Below are 17,844 nucleotides of genomic sequence, written 5' to 3'. Positions count from 1 at the left end.
ACTGAGCGCCATGCTCGAGCCACGCACTGAGGACCCGGCGAGCCGGTTGCGCGACCCGCTGTTGCGCGCCGACCTGGCCGCGCCGCCGCGCACCCTGGTGGACATCCTGACCAGCACCGCCCTGGCTCACCCCGACGCACCCGCCATCGACGACGGCACCGTCGTGCTCAGCTATATGGAACTGATCGCCGCGATCGAGGCCAGGATGGCCGAGCTCACCGCGGCGGGGGTGCGACCGGGCGACCGGGTCGGCGTGCGGATGCCCTCGGGCAGCGCCGCGCTGTACGTGACGATCCTGGCCGTCCTCTACTGCGGCGCCGCCTACGTGCCCGTCGACGCCGACGACCCGGAGGAACGTGCCAGGCTGGTGTTCGGCGAGGCCAGGGTGAGCGCGCTGGCCACCGGCGCCGGCATCGAGTCGGCCACCGCCGCCGCAGGCCGCGCACCGGCCTCGGACTGGAACACCCTGCCGACCCCCGCCGACGACGCCTGGATCATCTTCACCTCCGGCTCCACCGGCACCCCGAAGGGTGTCGCGGTGACCCACCGCAATGCCGCCGCCTTCGTCGACGCCGAGGCCAGGCTGTTCCTGCAGCACGCGCCGATCGGCCCCGGCGACCGCGTGCTGGCCGGCCTGTCGGTGGCCTTCGACGCCTCCTGCGAGGAGATGTGGCTGGCCTGGCGGCACGGCGCCTGCCTGGTCCCCGCCCCGCGCGACCTGGTCCGCACCGGCGCCGACCTCGGCCCGTGGCTCATGCGCCGGGAGATCAGCATCGTCTCCACCGTCCCGACCCTGGCCGCGACCTGGCCCGCCGTGGCACTGGATTCGGTGCGGCTGCTCATCTTCGGCGGCGAAGCCGTCCCGCCGGAACTGGCCGAGCGACTAGCCGGCGGCGCCGACCGCGAGGTGTGGAACACCTACGGCCCCACCGAGGCCACGGTCGTCGCCTGCGCCGCGCTGCTCGACGGCGACATGCCGATCCGCATCGGCCTGCCGCTGGACGGCTGGGACCTCACCGTCGTCGACCCGCAGGGCAACCCGGTCCCGGAAGGCGAGACCGGCGAACTCGTCATCGGCGGCGTCGGCCTGGCCCGCTATCTCGACCCGGCCAAGGACGCCGAGAAGTACGCCCCGCTGCCTTCGCTCGGCTGGGAACGCGCCTACCGCAGCGGCGATCTGGTCCGCAACGACCGCGACGGCCTGATCTTCCTCGGCCGTGCCGACGACCAGATCAAGATCGGCGGCAGGCGCATCGAGCTCGGCGAGATCGACAACGCCCTGCAGCACCTGCCCGGCGTCAGCGGCGCGGCCGCCGCGATCCGGACGACCAAGGCGGGCAACAAGATCCTGGTCGGCTACCTCACCGGCGCCGGACCCGACTTCGACGTCAAGCAGGCCAGAAAGATACTGGCCGAACAACTTCCGGCCCCGCTGGTACCGCGCCTCGCGGTCGTCGCCGACCTGCCGACCCGCACCTCCGGCAAGGTCGACCGCAATGCCCTGCCCTGGCCGCTGCCGAGCACCGACGAGCCGGCCGAGTCCGGCCTCGGCGGCACCGCGGCCTGGGTGGCCGGGCTGTGGGACGCCATTCTCGGCGCCGAAGCCACCGACCTCGACGCCGACTTCTTCGATCTGGGCGGCGGCTCGCTGGCGGCCGCCCAGCTGGTCGGCGCGCTGCGTGAGCGGTATCCGCACGTCACCGTGGCCGACCTCTACGACCATCCGCGTCTCGGCTCGCTCGTCGACCTGCTCGACGGCAGCGCGCCGGTCGCCGCCGTCGACGTGCGGGTCGTCACGCCGACTCCGCTGCGTGCGCAGATCACCCAGGTGCTGGCCACGATTCCGCTGACCACCCTCACCGGCCTGCAGTGGGTCACCTGGCTGGCCGTGGTGTCGGCGATCGCGGGCTGGTCCGGTTCGCTGCCGTGGCTGCCACGGTTGTCCTGGTGGTGGATCGTGCTGGCGTTCGTCCTGTTCATCTCCCCGATCGGCCGGATGACGCTGTGCGTGGCGGGCGCGCGGGTCCTGCTGGCCGGGCTGCGTCCTGGCACGTATCCGCGCGGCTCGTGGGTCCACCTGCGACTGTGGGCGGCCGTGCGGCTGTCCGAGGCCAGTGGCGCCGAAAGCCTGTCCGGCGCACCGCTGATGGTGCCGTTCGCCCGTGCGCTCGGCGCGCGGATCGGCAAGGGCGTCGACCTGCACACCCTGCCGCCGGTCACCGGCATGCTCGATCTCGGTGACGGCGCCAGCGTCGAACCCGAGGTGGATCTGTCCGGCTACTGGGTCGACGGCGACGTCGTGCACATCGGCGGCATCACCATCGGCGACGGCGCGGTGATCGGTGCCCGCTCGATCCTGCTGCCCGGCACCAAGATCGGCAAGAAGGCCGAGATCGCCCCCGGCTCTGCGGTATCGGGCAAGGTCAAGGCCGAACAGGAATGGGCGGGCTCGCCCGCGACGAAGACCGGCAAGGCGCCGCGCCGCTGGCCCGATCACGCACCGGAACGGGCCAGGCACTGGCTGCTGGTGTTCGGCCTGTCGTCGATGGCGCTGGCCGCCATGCCCGTCCTCGGCCTGGCCGTCGGCGGCACCTTCATCGCCTGGTGGGTCCGCGAGGAGACCACCATCGGCGCCGCCGCGCTGCGCGGCTTCGCCATCCTGCCGGTCGCGACCCTGCTCAGCCTCGGCGTGTACGCCGCGGCCACCGTGATCGCCGTGCGCCTGCTCGGCATCGGCCTGCGCGAGGGCTACCACCCGGTGCGCAGCCGGACCGGCTGGCAGGTGTGGGCCACCGAACGCCTGCTCGACTCGGCGCGTACTTTCCTGTTCCCGCTCTACGCCAGCCTGCTGACCCCGCTGTGGCTGCGCCTGCTCGGCGCGCGGATCGGCAAGAACGTCGAGGCCTCGACGGTGCTGCTGCTGCCCAAGTTCACCGTGGTCGCCGACGGCGCCTTCCTGGCCGACGACACCATGATCGCCAGCTACGAACTCGGCGGCGGCTGGCTGCGAATCGGCGAGGCGAAGGTCGGCAAGCGCGCCTTCCTCGGCAACTCCGGCATGACCGCGGTCGGGCGCCGGGTGCCCAAGAACGGCCTGGTCGCGGTGCTCTCGGCCGCGCCGAGCAAGGCCAAGGCGGGCTCGTCCTGGCTGGGCAGCCCGCCGGTGCGCCTGCGCCGCGCGGCCGAATCCAGCGACACCTCACGCACTTTCGATCCGCCGCTGCGGCTGAAGCTGGCCCGCGCCTTCGTGGAGACCTGCCGGTTGATCCCGGTGATGGTGACCTTCGCCATCGGCCTCGGCGTGCTGTTCGTCCTTGCCCTGATCGCCCGGCATTCCGACTACCTCGTCGCGGCCATGCTCTCCGGCCTGGTCCTGATGGCGGCGGGTGCGGTGGCAGGGGCTCTCGCGGTCGGCGCGAAGTGGTTGCTGGTCGGGCGGATTCGCGCCGTCGAGCACCCGCTGTGGAGTTCGTTCGTGTGGCGCAACGAGGTCTCCGACGCCTTCGTCGAGACCGTGGCCGCGCCCTGGTTCGCCCGTGCCGCGACGGGTACACCCGTGATGAATCTGTGGCTTCGCGGACTCGGTGCCAAGATCGGCCGCGGGGTATGGTGCGAGTCCTATTGGCTACCGGAGGCGGACCTCGTGACACTCGGTGACGGCGCGACCGTGGAACGCGGCTGCGTGGTGCAGACCCATCTGTTCCACGACCGCATCATGTCCATGGACACGGTGACGCTGGACGCCGGCGCCACCCTCGGCCCGCACTGTGTCGCCCTGCCCGCCGCCCACATCGGCGCGGGCGCCACCATCGGACCGGCGTCGCTGGTGATGCGCGGCGACGTGGTTCCGCCGTCGACCCGCTGGTGGGGCAATCCCATCTCGCCGTGGACCGGCACCGCCTCGATGTCGGAGTCGAGGCAGCGCGGAGCCGCCTGATGCGGAGCAAGTTCTACGAGGAACCGATCGATACCTACCTGCCGCAGAACGGCAATCGCGGCTACCGCGTGTCCAGGTACGAGCTGGAGCTGAGCTACAAGCCCGCCAGCAACCGGTTGGCCGGGCGCGCGGTGGTCATCGCGGTCACCACGACGGTGCGGGGCTGGTTCACGCTCGATCTGTCGCAGTCGCTGACGGTGTCGAAGGTGTTCGTCAACGGGGCCAAGGCCGCGAAGTTCAGTCATCAGCAGGGCAAGCTCGCGGTCACCCCGCAGCAGAAGATCCCGGCCGGCGGCGTTTTGGAGATCACCGTCCACTACTCGGGCACCCCCAAACCGGTGCGCGGGCCGTGGGGCGAGGTCGGCTGGGAGGAGCTCACCGAGGGCGCGCTCGTCGCCAGTCAGCCCAACGGCGCGGCCTCCTGGTTCCCGTGCGACGACCACCCGAGTTCCAAAGCGTCCTACCGGATCTCGATCACCACCGACAGCCCGTTCTACGCCGTCGCCAACGGCACCCTGATGCGCAAGCAGGCCAAGGCCAGCCAGACCACCTGGGTGTACGAGGCGCCGGAGCCGATGGCCAGCTACCTGGCGACGATCCAGATCGGCAACTACCGCAAGCACCGGATCGGCGCGCCCGGCGAGCCGGTGCCGATGCAGGCCGTCGTGCCGCCGCGGCTGCGAGCGAACTTCGACCACGACTTCGCCCGCCAGCCCGAGATGATGGCGCTGTTCACCGAGAAGTTCGGCCCCTACCCGTTCGAGAACTACACCGTCGTCGTCACCGACGACGAACTCGACATCCCGATCGAGGCGCAGGGCATCTCGGTGTTCGGCGCCAATCACTGTGACGGCAAACGCGGTTCGGAACGGCTGGTCGCGCACGAGCTGGCCCACCAGTGGTTCGGCAACAGCCTGACCCTGAAGCAGTGGCGCGACATCTGGCTGCACGAGGGCTTCGCCTGCTACGCCGAATGGATCTGGTCGGAGGCCTCCGGCGGCCCGACCGCCGACCAGCTGGCCAGGGCGGCGCGAGCCAATCTGGCCCGCCAGCCGCAGGACATCATCGTCGGCGACCCCGGCCCAAAGGACATGTTCGACGACCGGGTCTACAAGCGCGGCGCCCTCACCCTGCACACCCTGCGCCTGGAACTGCGCGACCACCTGTTCTTCGAACTGATCCGGGAATGGACCGCGCGCTATCGGCACGCCTCGGTCACCACCGAGGAATTCGTGGATCTGGCAGGCCATTACAGCGTGGCGCCGCTGCGCGGGCTGTTCGCGGTCTGGCTCGGCACCAAGCCACTGCCGCAGCTACCGCCGCTGGGCGGACAGGGACATCAGAACACCAGGTAGCGCTGCGCGAGTTCCTCGACGAGTGGATCGTCGGACGGCACCATCTCGAGCGCCTCGAGGTCGCCGGCCACGGAGATGCTGCGTGCGTCGTCACGCTCGGGGTCGGGGCCGTCCTCGGCGAGCTGGCGCATCAACTTCTGTCGGACTCGATCCTTCAGTGAATCGCGCATGCCTCCACATTGCCCGCTCAACGGCGCGGATTCCAGTATCAGACGGGCGTGAGCCAGGTTCCCCACGGCGTGTTGCGCAAAACGGTATAGACGGCGAGCAGGCCGAAGAACGACCACACGATCACCGGGTTCAGCCCCGGCAGTCGCCAGCGTTGACCACGCCGGGCACGCACCAGCCAGTCGACGACGAACACCGCGAACGCGAGGACCAACGGCACGACAAGCACATTGCTCTGCAGCGAATCGAGGATCCGGCCGTCGGTGAGATTGTGGATCGCCCGCATGCCGCCGCAGCCGGGGCAGTACACCCCGAACAGCGCGTAGACCGGGCACAGTCCATAGGAACCCTCGACGTGCGGGTCGCGGAAGTGCAGCAGCGCCAGCGTGCCGACACCGAGCCCGGCGGCGATCAGCGGCGGGCCCATCCGCTGCCAGACCGGACGCGTCGGTTCCCGGTGCGGTGCGCCGGAGAATTCGGCCATGACGGGCGTGCTGTCCACGCTCCTACGGTAGCCGGGGCCGGTCGAGGCCGCCAGCACGCTCGGATCGCGGAGACTCGCTGTAATTTTCCGGCGATTTCGTGCGATTTCACAGTGTCTGCGCGTCCCGTGACCCAGTTCACAACAAATGGGACACTGTGACCCGCTAACACTAGCTAGCACCCGAGCTCGCACTGTACGGTGGCCTACGACACAAAGGAGTGCCGACATGCTTGCAAAGTCGATGATGACGGTAGGCGTACGGACCGCACAGTTCCGTGCCGGGCTGCGTACCCGCAGTTTCGCGACAGCGAAACTCAACGCCCCCGCCGCCGAGCATCGGGTCGCCCCGGTGACCACCGCCGACGGCGCCGACCTCAGGGTCCACGTCTACGGTCCCGACACCGCCCCCACCCTGGTTCTCATCCATGGCTGGGCGTGCAGCATCGAATACTGGAACCCGCAGATCAGCGCCTTCGCCGGCGAGTACCGTGTGGTCAGCTACGACCAGCGCGGACACGGCGAATCCACCCTCGGCACCGTCGCACCCAGCGAGCACACCCTGGCCGACGACCTCGCCACCGTCCTGGACGCGACGCTGCGCCCGGGTGAGAAGGCGGTCCTGGCCGGGCACAGCATGGGTGGTCTGACCATCCAGGCCTGGGCCAAGCACCACCCCGAGCAGGTCTCCGAGCGCGCCGCCGCCGTGCTGCTCGCCAATACCGCCAACGGTGGCATCCGCGAGGAAACCGATCTGCTGCCGCTGCTGAACAAGCAGCTCACCCTCGCCGAGTACCCGGTTACCTTCCTCGGCGCTCCGATCCGGATGCCGCAGCCGGTCAGCGAGTCGCTGCTGTTCGCGCCGCTGCCGATCCCCGGCGGCTGGTTCACCGAGCAGGTGTTCCGCAACCGCATCATGACCGCGGATGCCTCGGACGACGAGGTCGACTTCGCGGTCGGCATCATCCGCTCCTGCCGTCCGCTCGCGCGCGGCCGCCACGCCGCCGCGATGGCCGACATGGATCTGTCGGAGGGCACCGCCAACCTGACCGTGCCGACGACCGTGATCGCGGGCGCCCGGGACCGGCTGCTCCCGCAGCGCATGTCCCGCCCGATCGTCGACATCCTGCGCCGCACCGGCCACCTGGCCGATGTGCACGTGCTGCCGCACGGTCACCTCGGCAATATCGAGGACAGCGTCGCCTTCGACGCCATCCTGCACCAGATCCTGCGTTCCGCCACCAACTCTCGGGCCACCCGCCGCAACGTCGCCGCCCGCTGACCCGAGTCGGTTCTCCTGAGCCCGGTCAACGGCGATCGGCTCAGGAGCAACTCGAGACCAGGCCCCCGACTACCCAGGTCGGGGGCCTTTCTCGTGCCTTGGAGGACCCCCAGATCGAGTAGTCGACTACTCGGGACCTCGTCGTTTTCTTCGTGCGAAAGTCGCATCCACGTTGATACCCGATGAGGAGGATCCCCATGCCGACGCAACCCGACCACGAGCACAACGGCCTCTACGATTTCGCCGCGACAGCTTCCCCGCCCGAGGACCCGGGCTGCGTTATTCCGACGCTGCCGTCCCGGCTCCTGGAGCGCGCGGCAGAAATCGCCGCGCAGATCAATCCGGTGAATGCGCCGCTCACCCAGGGCGCGACAGCGGAAGGCGGCCTGCCGCAAGTGGCCGAGCTGGCTGTGCTGAGTTCGAAGTACTGGGGCTTTCAGCGGCGCACCCTGTCGGTCAGCTTTATGGAGACGACCGGCGCCGACCTCAAACAGCGCATCCTCAGCCATATGAACGCCTGGGGCATCGGCGTCAATTTCGCCCTGACGAACGGCACCGGCCAGGTGCGCATTTCCCGTACCGGACAAGGCTATTGGTCCTATCTCGGCACCGACGTCCTGTTGATCCCGCAGAGCCGCCCGACGATGAACCTGCAGGGATTCACGATGAACACGTCGGAGGCCGAGTACAAGCGCGTCGTGCGCCACGAGACCGGCCACACACTCGGCTTCCCGCACGAGCATCTGCGCCGCGCGCTGATCAATCGGCTCGATGTCGCCAAGACGATCGCCTATTTCCGTGACACCTTCGGGTGGAGCGAGCAGCAGACGCGGTCGAACGTGCTGACCCCGCTGGACGAACGCTCGATCATGGCTACGCCGCAGGCCGATCAGGATTCGATCATGTGCTATCAGTTGCCCGGCCAGATCACCACGGACGGGCAGCCGATTCGCGGCGGCTCGGACATCAACGCCATCGACTTCGCCTTCGCGCGGTCCATCTATCCGAGGGGCGGGCCCATCTTCGCCCAGGCCGCGGACTGGGACGAGGCCGAGGACGTGAGCGTGGAATCCGCGCTCGCGCAGGCCTATGCCACGGCTGGTTGACCTCCGCGCAGGTCCGGTCGGGGAGAAGTTGGAACTGGCGCCCGGTGACATCGTGTTGCTGCCCGCCGCGGGAGCGCGGGTGACATCGGGCTCCGCTGTCGAGGTGCTGGACGTCTACCAGAACGCGACCCCGCTACCGAACGGACGCGTACTCGCGCCCGAAGGCCCGCCGGACGTGGTGTTGCTTTCCTCGCTGACGCCCGGCAACTCGACGGTGCTGCTGATGACCGGCGACCCCTTTCATGGAGCGACGCCGCAGAACTTATCGGTGATGGTGAGAGGTGAAATTCATGAGTACTGATCCACAAGAGGGACAGGTTTCTCCGGCGGAGGCCCCTGCCGTCCGCGAAATGGCCGCACATACTTCGGAAGATCATCGGGCGGCCAGTCCGGAACCCCCTTCCGATACCGGCGCGACGGTGAGCGCGCCTTTCCAGGAGGCCGCGAGCCTGCCGGCCCCTCCACTCGAGCAGGAAGGGTAGTCCGATGCCTTGGCTAGCGTTCCACAACGATTACGGCCTGGTGGTTTCCGTCGCGGTCATGCAGGTCGACCCCGGCGCCTGCGGCGGGTACGGCGGCTGGGCAACACACGGCTGGTGGAATCTGAATCCGGGTGAGACGAAAACCGCGATATGGACGAAGTACGACGCCGCGTATTACTACGCCAAAGCGAGCAACGGTGCGTGGTGGGGTGACTCCACCGGGCCCCGGGTCTATGTCAATCCCTATGCCGCGTTCCATTCCTGTGTACTGATCGGAACATCCACCTGGGATGTCGTGAACATGAAACGGGTGGGCGTCGGCTCGAATCTGCACAACACGCACACGGTGAACTTGATTCCCTGAACCAGTTGACCGGCCCAGTCCGCGCGGCCTCGATATAGTCGACGGCACCGGAGCAGCTCGAAGACCAGGCCCCCGACTACCAGGTCAGGGGCCTTCTCATGACTCATGGCAGCAGTAGACCCCAGTACAGCGCCCACAGCGTGAACCCGATGCCGCCGCACACCACCAGCGCCCAGCGGGTTCGCGCGCCTGCGCCGGCCCCGTCGAGCATCCGTCTCCGACGGGCGATGACGAAGCCGAGCGCGATCGCCGCGCACACCGCGATCAGCTGTAACGCGACCCAGGACAGAGTGCGTCCGAACAGCAACGGGCCGAACGAGGTCGCCCGTGTCGAGGCGACGAAGAACAGCTGCACGACCGTGCCGACGATGCCGATTCCCGCTGCCGCCACCAGAATTCGCGCGGGCAGGGCGTGCGGCAGCCGCCATGTCTCGGCGAGGCCGGTCAGCGCGTACCCGGCGAGGGCGAGCAAGGTACCCGCCAACAGTGCCAGCTGCGCGGCAGTCGACTCCCACCACGCCAGCCGGACCAGCGGTGATACCGAATGCCCTTGCATCGCAGGCTTGTCCACCTGTCCCGTCGCGGACCCGGGCAGCCCGTTCACCCAGTTACCCATCAGCTGGGCGTAGCCGGGAGCCAGCTGCTCGCCCTTGTCGAATCCGTCGGTCGTCGTGAAGCCGCCGTGCTGGGCGTTCGGCAGGGTGCGCAGGGTGTAGTTCGTCTTGCCCGCGCGCTCGAAGGTCTCCTGGAAGCCGCGCAGGCTGTCGCCCGGCGGGGTCAGCCGGTCCTTGTCGCCCCAGATCGCGAGGACCGGCTGCTCGATCCGTGCCAGCACCGGCAGTGGATCGTAGTCGGCCTGCGCGAACTGACCCGCGCCCACGATCTGCCGGATTCCATTGCGCGCCAGCACATCGATCATCGATCCGCGGACGCCCGCCGCCGCGAATCTGGTCTCGTTGGCCCAGGTCTGCTGCGCCGCCGGCGCGCCGGAGTTGGCGCCGATGGTGATCAGGAAGGCGACGTCGGCCGACCGCGAGGTGGCGAGCGGGGCGACCCAGCCGCCTTCCGAGAGTCCCCAGAGACCGACCTGCGCGGGGTTCACCTCGGGCCGATTCCGCAGTGCGGCAATGCCTGCCAGCGCGTCGTCGGCGAGCAGGGAGAAGTCGCGATGGGCGGGGGTGTAGTCCTCGGTGCGCTTGTCGTAGTACAGCGCGACGATGCCCTGCCGAGCCAGCGCTTCCGCGACCTGGGCGTATTGGGGGCTGCGGGCGGTGCCCGAGCCGTGGACGAGCACGACGCCGGGCCTGCCGGTGGCGCCCGCGGGTGCGTGGATCGTGCCGGTTGTCGTCGTCCCGTCGGAGCGGGTGAAGGTGATGTCGGTGGTAGTCAGGTCGTTCGCGTGCGCGAGTGGGGCGCCGAACAGCACTGCGGCGAACACGGTGGCGGCCAGGGCAATTCGAAGAAGCATGATCTACTCGCTGTCGTTCATCCCCGGCGCCGGGAAGGCGATGAATCGGGTGAGTACCCGGCGCGCCCCCGGCCTGCCCTCGGCGTGCGTGGCCTGGAAGCGTTTGAGCAGGGCGAGATAGTCCTCGCAGAAAGCATCGAGTTCCTCGCGGGTCGCGTAGATCGCGCCGCGCGAGAACGGCATCACGTCGGCCCATTCACCCAGCTCGGCGCGTTCGGCCCGGAATCGCTGGAACATCTCGACGTCGTCGGTGATGTGCTGTGCGACAAGACCTTCCAGCAGCTCCCGCATCTCCGGCGACTGATCCTTGTCCATCCGGTACCGCAGATCCTTCGGCGGCGACCGCCACCACCGCTCCTTCCCCTTGGCCAGCTCGGGCGCCTCCTCGATGAAGCCGTGCTCGGCGAGCTGACGCAGGTGGTAGCTGGTCGCGCCGGTGTTCTGGCCCAGCTGGGCACCCAGCGCCGTCGCGGTCGCCGGGCCCTTCTCGGCGAGCGCGCGCAGGATGCGCTGCCGGAGGGGATGCGCGAGCGCGCGGAGAGCGGCGGGATCGGTGATCTCCCTGGGCGGTACCTCGTCGGCCATGCTTGCACAGTACTCTTTGCACAGATATCTATGCAAAGCGAATTTTGCACCTACTCCCCTGCTCGCCCGACCCTCCGCGGCGGCCCCAGGGAAAGCAAAAGGCCCTCCCCGGAATCCCGGAAAGGGCCTGTGACCTCGGAGCCGCCAGGTCTTATTGCCCCGGTTCGCAGTCGATCCATTCCAGGTAACCGCTCCCCGTGACGGGACGCCGGCCCTGCCAGGTTCCCCGGTAGGTGTAGGCACCGACGTAGCCGCGGCCGTGCCCGTAACGGAGCGGGCTGTCGACTTCGGCATCGAATGCCAGGATCTCCGCACCAGCCGCATCACGCACCAGCCAGCGAAGTTGTCGCGGCACACGCATCGTGCGGCCGCGCGGATCGACCAGTGGTTGCGCCTGATAGGACAGGACCGTCATGGCGACATCGTCGTAGACACGCGTTGTCCCGTCGAGGCACCGCACGTACGCGAGCCGGCACGCGACCGCCCCGGCGGCGCGAACTTCGGTCAGCAGCACCTGCGTCGAGCTGTCGAGGTTGACGATCTGGTAGGTGAAGAAGTCGACGGGGAGCTTGCGTCGCGTCGAGAGCGCCTGTGCCGCCAACGCTTGCGGCGACATGCAACGGGCGTATTCGAAGGTGCACAACGTCTGGTCGATGGCAACGGAGCCGGTCTTGTCGGTCAGGGTCCCGGTGGCGGTCGCGAACAGGCTGAGGTGGTCGTAGACCGGAGTGCGGACGAACCACGAAACCTGTTCCGTCGCTTGGACATCGAGGCTCACGTCGAAATTGTCGTAGTGACCGCGGACGTGGAAGTGCGGATACGCTCCGGTGATGCTGAGGTCGCGGCCCCAGTCGAGGCGGGAGCCGTCGTCGGCGAAAGAGCAGTCGCGTCCCGTGTCGTAGGCCCGGTAGTGGTGGTGCCCGTCGGCGGCAGTGGACGACAGCACGGTGGCCGTATCGCGGGCGTCATCGGCCGCGAGGTAGTCGTTGTCGAAAGCCAGTGCGCCAGTCGCGCCGATCAAGGTCATCGTGTTCAGGTACCGGTGGGGGCCGGGCAACTCGGGGAGGAACACCCCGTAGTGCGTCCATGCCCATCGCCGAGACCCGGCGTGCGGTCGCATCATCTCCGGGGCCCCGAAAGGCCTGGTCGACTCGGGGATGCGCGAGTCGATGCGTGGCAGGACGGCGTCCACGATCGGACGTGCGAGGCGATCGAGTATGCGCGATCGACGGTTGGCGGCGGGAGTCTGTGAGAGTGCCGTGGGGTGTTCCATGAGCGCCATTGCTCCTTTGCGGGCCGCCGGGCTCGCGCCTGCCGGTCCGGATCACGTGTGTATGTGACTGATGGTCACGGATAGTTTTGACTGATTGGTAAATTACGCGCGTGATATCGGACCGTCAAGAGTCGCCAGGAACGACACAGGCCCTTCCCGGATTCCCGGAAAGGGCCTGTGACCTTGGAGCCGCCTGGGGGAATCGAACCCCCGACCTTTTCATTACGAGTGAAGCGCTCTACCGACTGAGCTAAGGCGGCGTGCCGTTAGGCGACGCGAGTCTATCGCGGGAAGGGGCAGAACGCGAAAACGGGTGGTCAGGTGGAGCGGGCGGCGATCAGGGTGGCGACCATGGCGGCGACGGCGAAGCGGGGTTTCACGTTGAGGTCCAGTGCTTCCCGGCATTCCAGGACGGCGTCGATGCTGCGGAGCAGGCCTTCGGGACGGACGTTGGCGGCGAGCTCGGTGATCTCGTCGGTCATGTCGGGGTGGGTGAGGGTGATGGCGGCGCCGCGGCCCGCGAACCGCATCGCGAGGGCGTCGCGGTACATCCCGGCGACGTCGATGAGGGCGCGGTCGAGTGCGTCGCGGCCGGTGCGGGTGGCGCGGGACTTCTGGCGGCGTTCGAGGTCCTTGAGGACGCCTGCCGAGCCGCGGGTGGCCGAGGCCGCGCCCTTGCCGGTGCCACCGGCACCGAGGGCGGTGGCGAGTTCGTCGCGTTCGCGGTCGTCGCGTTCGGCGCTCATCAGCTTGGCTTCGTCGTCGGCGGACTTCACCAGCTCGTCGGCGGCGGCGTAGGCGGCCCCAGGCCGTTCCGTCGCGCTGACCAGGGCGAGTGCGCGCTGACGTCGCTTGCGCGCGTCCTCGTCGGTGGCCAGGCGACGCGCCCGGCCGACGTGGCCGCCGCTCACCGCGGCCGCCCAGTCGGCGGTTTTCGGGTCGAGTTGGTCGCGCTCGCGCAGCACCTGCGCGATGGCGGGGACGGTGGGTGTCACCAGGTGCACGTGCCTGCATCGGGAGCGCAGGGTGACGGAGATGTCCTCGGGGTCGACCGTCGGCGCGCACAGCAGGAACACCGTGCGGTCCGGAGGCTCCTCGACCACCTTGAGCAGGGCGTTGGCCGCGCCCTCGGTGAGCCGGTCGGCGTCCTCGACCACCACGATCTGCCAGCGGCCGGTACTCGGCCGACGGGAGGCGATCTGCACGATCGCGCGCATCTCCTTGGTGCTGATGCTCAGGCCCTCGGGGATGATCCGGCGCACGTCGCCGTGCGTACCGGCCATCGTGGTCGTGCAGGCATGGCATCGCCCGCAGCCGACGATGTCGGGGTCGGTGCATTGCAGGGCCGCGGCGAAGCACAGCGCGGCGACCGACCGACCGGAGCCGGGTGGACCCGTGAACAGCCACGAATGCGTCATCGCCCCGGTGACGACGCCGGCCCGCGCCGCCGTGGCGGCAGCGGTCAGCTCGGTCTCGACCACGTCCTGGCCGACCAGTCGATCGAAGACACCTGCCACGGGAGACACCCTAGCCGCGCACTACGACAGCCTCGCGGGTTGGGCCAATCTGGACCATCGGAGCCGTCAGCGAATGCTCAGCGAATACCGACGAGGTCGGCCGTCAGTCCTCTTCTCCGCCAACGCTTTTCGCTGCGGCCTTCTTCGCAGGAGCTTTCTTGGCCGCCGTCTTCTTCGCGGTGGTCTTCTTCGCGGCTGCCTTCGTGGCCGTCTTGGTCGCCGTCGACTTGGCCGCCGTCTTCTTCGCAGACGCCTTCTTGGCAGCCTTCTTCGCGGGCGTCTTCTTCGCCGCCTTCTTCACCGGACCACGCGCCCGGCGATCGGCCAGCAGCTCGGAGGCGCGCTCGTCGGTGATCGACTCGACCTCGTCGCCCTTGCGCAGGCTCGCGTTGGTCTCACCGTCGGTGACATACGGACCGAACCGGCCGTCCTTGATCACCATCGGCTTGTTCGTGGCCGAGTCGTTGCCCAGCTCGCGCAGCGGAGCCGCGCTGGCCGCCTGCCGACCGCGCCGCTTCGGCTCGGCATAGAGCTTGAGCGCCTCGTCGAGGGTGACGGTGAACAGCTGATCCTCGGTCGCCAGCGACCGCGAATCGGTGCCCTTCTTCAGGTACGGGCCGTAGCGGCCGTTCTGCGCGGTGATCTCCTCACCCGAGGCCGGGTCGTTGCCGACCACGCGCGGCAGCGACAGCAGCTTGAGCGCGTCGTCGAGGGTGATCGTCGCCAGATCCATCGACTTGAACAGCGAGCCGGTACGCGGCTTGACCTCGGCCGCCTTCTTGGTCGTCTTCTTCGCGGGCGGCGCGGCCGGGTCGGGCGCGGGCGGCTCGGGGAGCACCTCGGTGACGTACGGGCCGAAACGTCCTTCCTTGGCGACGATTTCGTGCCCCGACACCGGATCGACGCCGAGCGAACGACCCTCCTGCGGCGTCGAGAACAGCTTCTCGGCCACCTCCGGCGTCAGCTCGTCCGGCGGCAGATCGTCGGGCAGGTTCGCCCGCTGCGACACCGGATCACCGTCCGGGTCATCGGGATTGACGATCATCCGCTCCAGGTACGGACCGAACCGGCCGACGCGAACCACGACATCGCGGCCCTCTTCGTCGACGAACATCTTGATCGAGTTCACTTCGCGGGCGTCGATGTCGTCGAGCTGCTCGCCGACCATCTTCTTCAGGCCGCCCGAGCGTGCCACCGAGCCCTCGGCGCCGTGATCGCCACCGAAATAGAAGCTGGACAACCAGTTTCCGCGCTGCTCGCGGCCGCCGGCGATCGCGTCGAGGTCGTCCTCCATCGCGGCGGTGAAGTCGAAGTCGACCAGCCGGCCGAAGTACGCCTCGAGCAGACCGACCACCGCGAACGCCACCCACGACGGCACCAGCGCACTACCGCGCTTGTAGACGTACCCGCGATCGAGAATGGTTTTGATGATCGAGGAGTACGTCGACGGGCGGCCGATGCCGAGCTCTTCGAGCGTCTTGATCAGCGAGGCTTCGGTATAGCGCGCAGGCGGATTCGTGCTGTGCCCGTCCGGAGTCAGCTCGACGGCGGTGACGCCCTGACCCTCTTCCAGTGCGGGCAAACGGGATTCGGCGTCGTCGGACTGACCGCCCGCCTCCTCGTCGACACTCTCGACGTAGGCCTTGAGGAAGCCGGGGAAGGTGATCGTGCGACCCGAGGAGGAGAACACGCACTCCTCGCCGGTCCGGGCGGTGCCGGTGATGCGCAGGGTCAGCGTGGTGCCGCGCGCGTCGGCCATCTGCGAGGCGACGGTGCGCTGCCAGATCAGCTCGTAGAGCCGGAACTCGTCCTGGTCGACCTTGGAGGCCAGCTGACCGGGGGTCATGAACGTGTCGCCCGACGGGCGGATCGCCTCGTGTGCTTCCTGGGCGTTCTTGACCTTGCGGGTGTACTGCCGCGGCGTCGGGGAGACGTACTCCGCGCCGTAGAGCTGTGTGGCCTGCGAACGCGCGGCGGCGATGGCCGACTCCGACAGCGTGGTCGAGTCGGTTCGCATGTAGGTGATGTAGCCGTTTTCGTACAGCCGCTGGGCCACCCGCATCGTGCGCTCGGAGGTGAAGCGCAGCTTGCGGCCCGCCTCCTGCTGCAACGTCGAGGTCATGAACGGCGGATACGGCTTGCGCGAGTACGGCTTGGCCTCAGCGGAGGAGACCACCAGGTCGGCGCCGTCGAGCGCCTCGGCCAGCCTGCGCGCATAGGCCTCGTCCAGCACGACGACACCGGAGGCCGACTTGAGCTGCCCGTCGGAGCCGAAGTCACGGCCGGACGCGACCCGGTCGCCCTGGACCTGGACCAGCCGCGCGCCGAACGTGCGCGGGTTGGTCGAGTCGGAGTTCTCGTCGACGCCGGCGTCGAGCTTGGCGGCGATGTCCCAGTACTCGGCGGAACGGAACGCCATGCGCTCGCGCTCGCGCTGCACGATGACGCGGGTGGCGACGGACTGCACGCGGCCCGCCGACAGTCGCGGCATGACCTTCTTCCACAGCACCGGGCTGACTTCGTAGCCGTAGAGGCGGTCCAGGATGCGCCGGGTTTCCTGGGCGTCGACCAGATCGTTGTCGAGTTCGCGCGTGTCGGCGGCGGCCGCGAGGATGGCGGGCTCGGTGATCTCGTGGAAGACCATCCGGCGGACCGGAACCTTCGGCTTGAGCGTCTCGAGCAGATGCCAGGCGATCGCCTCGCCCTCGCGGTCGGGGTCGGTGGCGAGATAGAGCTCGTCGGCGTCGGCCAGCAGGCTCTTGAGCTCGGAGACCTTGGCCTTCTTGTCCGGGCTGACCACATAGATCGGCTCGAAGTCGTGATCGACGTCGACACCGAGGCGAGCCCAGGACTGCCCCTTGTACTTGGCGGGCACGTCGGCGGCGCCGCGTGGCAAGTCACGGATATGACCCACCGACGCTTCGACCGTGTAGTTACGGCCCAGGTACGGCGCGATCTTGCGGGCCTTCGTCGGGGACTCGACGATCACGAGACGACGCAGGGGACGCCCCTGGTCGGCTGAACTGCGGTCTCGTGTTGCCACCGGCGAACACCTTCCTTCTAGATCCGCGCGTCGGGAGGTCCGCTCGGTGCGCGGCTGGGGCAGACGGCGCGACGTTCGGACATCGCCACCAGTGACGTTTATACCCTGCGCACTTGGGTAGCTGCGTTCATGGCAGCTGGCGACGCGGGTTCGCAGCCCTCTCGAGCTGCGAAGTTCCGGGCGACTCTACCCGGAAATGGCTCGTCCCCCACCTCCGCATAGGAGATGGGGGACGGGCGTTGATTCGATTCGCAGCTCAGGAGAGCGCGCGAACGCCGGTGGCCTGCGGGCCCTTGGTGCCCTGGCCGACCTCGAACTCGACCTTCTGGTTCTCCTCGAGGGTACGGAAGCCCGTGCCCTGGATCTCCGAGTAGTGGACGAAGACGTCAGCGGAGCCGTCCTCGGGCGCGATGAAGCCGAACCCCTTCTCCGCGTTGAACCACTTCACAGTTCCCTGTGCCATTCTGTTCCTTCTCTTTCTTACCGGAACGGCGGACAACTGGGTTCGTCCACCGGGTCCGTTCCGACCGCTGTACTGTGGGTCCCCCTGCAAGGAAAGCCTGAGCACGGCGTTCGCAACATCGATCCTGCTGATGGTTGGACTTTCGATCCGTCCCTCGAACACAGAAGCTTGCGACCAGGACCCAGTGAACCATGTCTCCGAGCAATTCAACAGTCGAGTTACCGACAATTTGCAAAATTCTTGATCTTGCGAATGTGCAGGTGAGGGACAGATTGGGTGAATCCGTACTTTCAGTCTGTTTGCTTAGCGATAACCGGGTG

At 68.4% G+C, this 17,844-nt stretch carries 14 protein-coding genes and 1 tRNA gene; 6 read left to right on the top strand and 9 right to left on the bottom strand.

Translation table 11 applies throughout. From position 1 onward, the window contains the following. Positions 1–10 precede the first annotated feature (10 nt). Together IEY60_RS17655 and IEY60_RS17650 are read left to right on the top strand one after the other, a co-directional pair. The gene (locus IEY60_RS17655) at positions 11–3,937 is read left to right on the top strand and encodes a Pls/PosA family non-ribosomal peptide synthetase (protein ID WP_189031162.1); all 3,927 of its coding nucleotides are present in this window, start codon (positions 11–13) and stop codon (positions 3,935–3,937) included. Then, positions 3,937–5,292, top strand: a complete 1,356-nt coding sequence (locus IEY60_RS17650) for a M1 family metallopeptidase (protein ID WP_189029585.1) — start codon at positions 3,937–3,939, stop codon at positions 5,290–5,292. The genes IEY60_RS17655 and IEY60_RS17650 overlap by 1 nt, the downstream gene beginning before the upstream one ends. Here the strand turns inward: IEY60_RS17650 and IEY60_RS17645 are convergent. After that, positions 5,277–5,462 (bottom strand): hypothetical protein, encoded by a 186-nt coding sequence (locus tag IEY60_RS17645; RefSeq protein ID WP_189029583.1) that lies wholly within the window; start codon positions 5,460–5,462, stop codon positions 5,277–5,279. The two genes, IEY60_RS17650 and IEY60_RS17645, sit on opposite strands and share 16 nt — an antisense overlap. A 38-nt stretch (positions 5,463–5,500) precedes the next feature. After that, positions 5,501–5,962, bottom strand: a complete 462-nt coding sequence (locus tag IEY60_RS17640) for a DUF2752 domain-containing protein (RefSeq protein WP_229739918.1) — start codon at positions 5,960–5,962, stop codon at positions 5,501–5,503. Positions 5,963–6,170: 208 nt separating this feature from the next. Here IEY60_RS17640 and IEY60_RS17635 point away from each other — a divergent pair, with 208 nt between their 5' ends. From IEY60_RS17635 to IEY60_RS17620, 4 genes are all read left to right on the top strand, one after another. Continuing rightward, positions 6,171–7,223, top strand: a complete 1,053-nt coding sequence (locus IEY60_RS17635; RefSeq protein WP_189029581.1) for an alpha/beta fold hydrolase — start codon at positions 6,171–6,173, stop codon at positions 7,221–7,223. A gap of 197 nt (positions 7,224–7,420) precedes the next feature. Beyond that, on the top strand, positions 7,421–8,329 hold the full coding sequence (locus IEY60_RS17630; RefSeq protein WP_189029579.1) for a M12 family metallopeptidase: 909 nt from the start codon (positions 7,421–7,423) through the stop codon (positions 8,327–8,329). 28 nt (positions 8,330–8,357) lie between these two features. Next, positions 8,358–8,630, top strand: coding sequence for a hypothetical protein (locus IEY60_RS17625; RefSeq protein ID WP_189029577.1), 273 nt, complete (start codon positions 8,358–8,360; stop codon positions 8,628–8,630). 185 nt (positions 8,631–8,815) lie between these two features. Then, complete coding sequence (locus tag IEY60_RS17620; RefSeq protein ID WP_189029575.1) at positions 8,816–9,175, top strand: DUF1036 domain-containing protein; 360 nt, start codon at positions 8,816–8,818, stop codon at positions 9,173–9,175. A gap of 103 nt (positions 9,176–9,278) precedes the next feature. On the opposite strand, the gene IEY60_RS17615 is transcribed toward IEY60_RS17620, so the two are convergent. From IEY60_RS17615 to IEY60_RS17585, 7 genes are all read right to left on the bottom strand, one after another. After that, positions 9,279–10,643 (bottom strand): alpha/beta hydrolase family protein, encoded by a 1,365-nt coding sequence (locus IEY60_RS17615; protein ID WP_189029573.1) that lies wholly within the window; start codon positions 10,641–10,643, stop codon positions 9,279–9,281. A gap of 3 nt (positions 10,644–10,646) precedes the next feature. Then, on the bottom strand, positions 10,647–11,228 hold the full coding sequence (locus IEY60_RS17610) for a winged helix-turn-helix domain-containing protein (protein WP_189029571.1): 582 nt from the start codon (positions 11,226–11,228) through the stop codon (positions 10,647–10,649). Between the two features lie 151 nt (positions 11,229–11,379). Next, a complete protein-coding gene (locus IEY60_RS17605) occupies positions 11,380–12,501 on the bottom strand; it encodes a DUF6670 family protein (protein WP_189029569.1) in 1,122 nt (373 codons plus the stop codon). 184 nt (positions 12,502–12,685) lie between these two features. Beyond that, positions 12,686–12,761: transfer RNA gene (locus IEY60_RS17600), tRNA-Thr, on the bottom strand. Positions 12,762–12,818: 57 nt separating this feature from the next. Continuing rightward, the gene (locus IEY60_RS17595; RefSeq protein WP_189029567.1) at positions 12,819–14,018 is read right to left on the bottom strand and encodes a DNA polymerase III subunit delta'; all 1,200 of its coding nucleotides are present in this window, start codon (positions 14,016–14,018) and stop codon (positions 12,819–12,821) included. A 103-nt stretch (positions 14,019–14,121) separates the two neighbouring features. Beyond that, a complete protein-coding gene (topA, locus tag IEY60_RS17590; protein ID WP_189029564.1) occupies positions 14,122–17,061 on the bottom strand; it encodes a type I DNA topoisomerase in 2,940 nt (979 codons plus the stop codon). Positions 17,062–17,317: 256 nt separating this feature from the next. After that, on the bottom strand, positions 17,318–17,524 hold the full coding sequence (locus IEY60_RS17585) for a cold-shock protein (protein WP_019044597.1): 207 nt from the start codon (positions 17,522–17,524) through the stop codon (positions 17,318–17,320). Positions 17,525–17,844: the final 320 nt, after the last annotated feature.

The sequence above is a fragment of the Nocardia rhizosphaerihabitans genome (assembly GCF_014646295.1).
Classification (GTDB): domain Bacteria; phylum Actinomycetota; class Actinomycetes; order Mycobacteriales; family Mycobacteriaceae; genus Nocardia; species Nocardia rhizosphaerihabitans.
Note: the sequence above shows the minus strand (reverse complement) of the source record. Positions and strands in the feature narration are given on the sequence as shown.

Coding starts and splice junctions, on each gene's coding strand:
- IEY60_RS17655 (WP_189031162.1), top strand. CDS start 11: ATGCTCGAGCCACGCACTGAGGACCCGGCGAGCCGGTTGCGCGACCCG.
- IEY60_RS17650 (WP_189029585.1), top strand. CDS start 3,937: ATGCGGAGCAAGTTCTACGAGGAACCGATCGATACCTACCTGCCGCAG.
- IEY60_RS17645 (WP_189029583.1), bottom strand. CDS start 5,462: ATGCGCGATTCACTGAAGGATCGAGTCCGACAGAAGTTGATGCGCCAG.
- IEY60_RS17635 (WP_189029581.1), top strand. CDS start 6,171: ATGCTTGCAAAGTCGATGATGACGGTAGGCGTACGGACCGCACAGTTC.
- IEY60_RS17630 (WP_189029579.1), top strand. CDS start 7,421: ATGCCGACGCAACCCGACCACGAGCACAACGGCCTCTACGATTTCGCC.
- IEY60_RS17620 (WP_189029575.1), top strand. CDS start 8,816: ATGCCTTGGCTAGCGTTCCACAACGATTACGGCCTGGTGGTTTCCGTC.
- IEY60_RS17615 (WP_189029573.1), bottom strand. CDS start 10,643: ATGCTTCTTCGAATTGCCCTGGCCGCCACCGTGTTCGCCGCAGTGCTG.
- IEY60_RS17610 (WP_189029571.1), bottom strand. CDS start 11,228: ATGGCCGACGAGGTACCGCCCAGGGAGATCACCGATCCCGCCGCTCTC.
- IEY60_RS17605 (WP_189029569.1), bottom strand. CDS start 12,501: ATGGAACACCCCACGGCACTCTCACAGACTCCCGCCGCCAACCGTCGA.
- IEY60_RS17585 (WP_019044597.1), bottom strand. CDS start 17,524: ATGGCACAGGGAACTGTGAAGTGGTTCAACGCGGAGAAGGGGTTCGGC.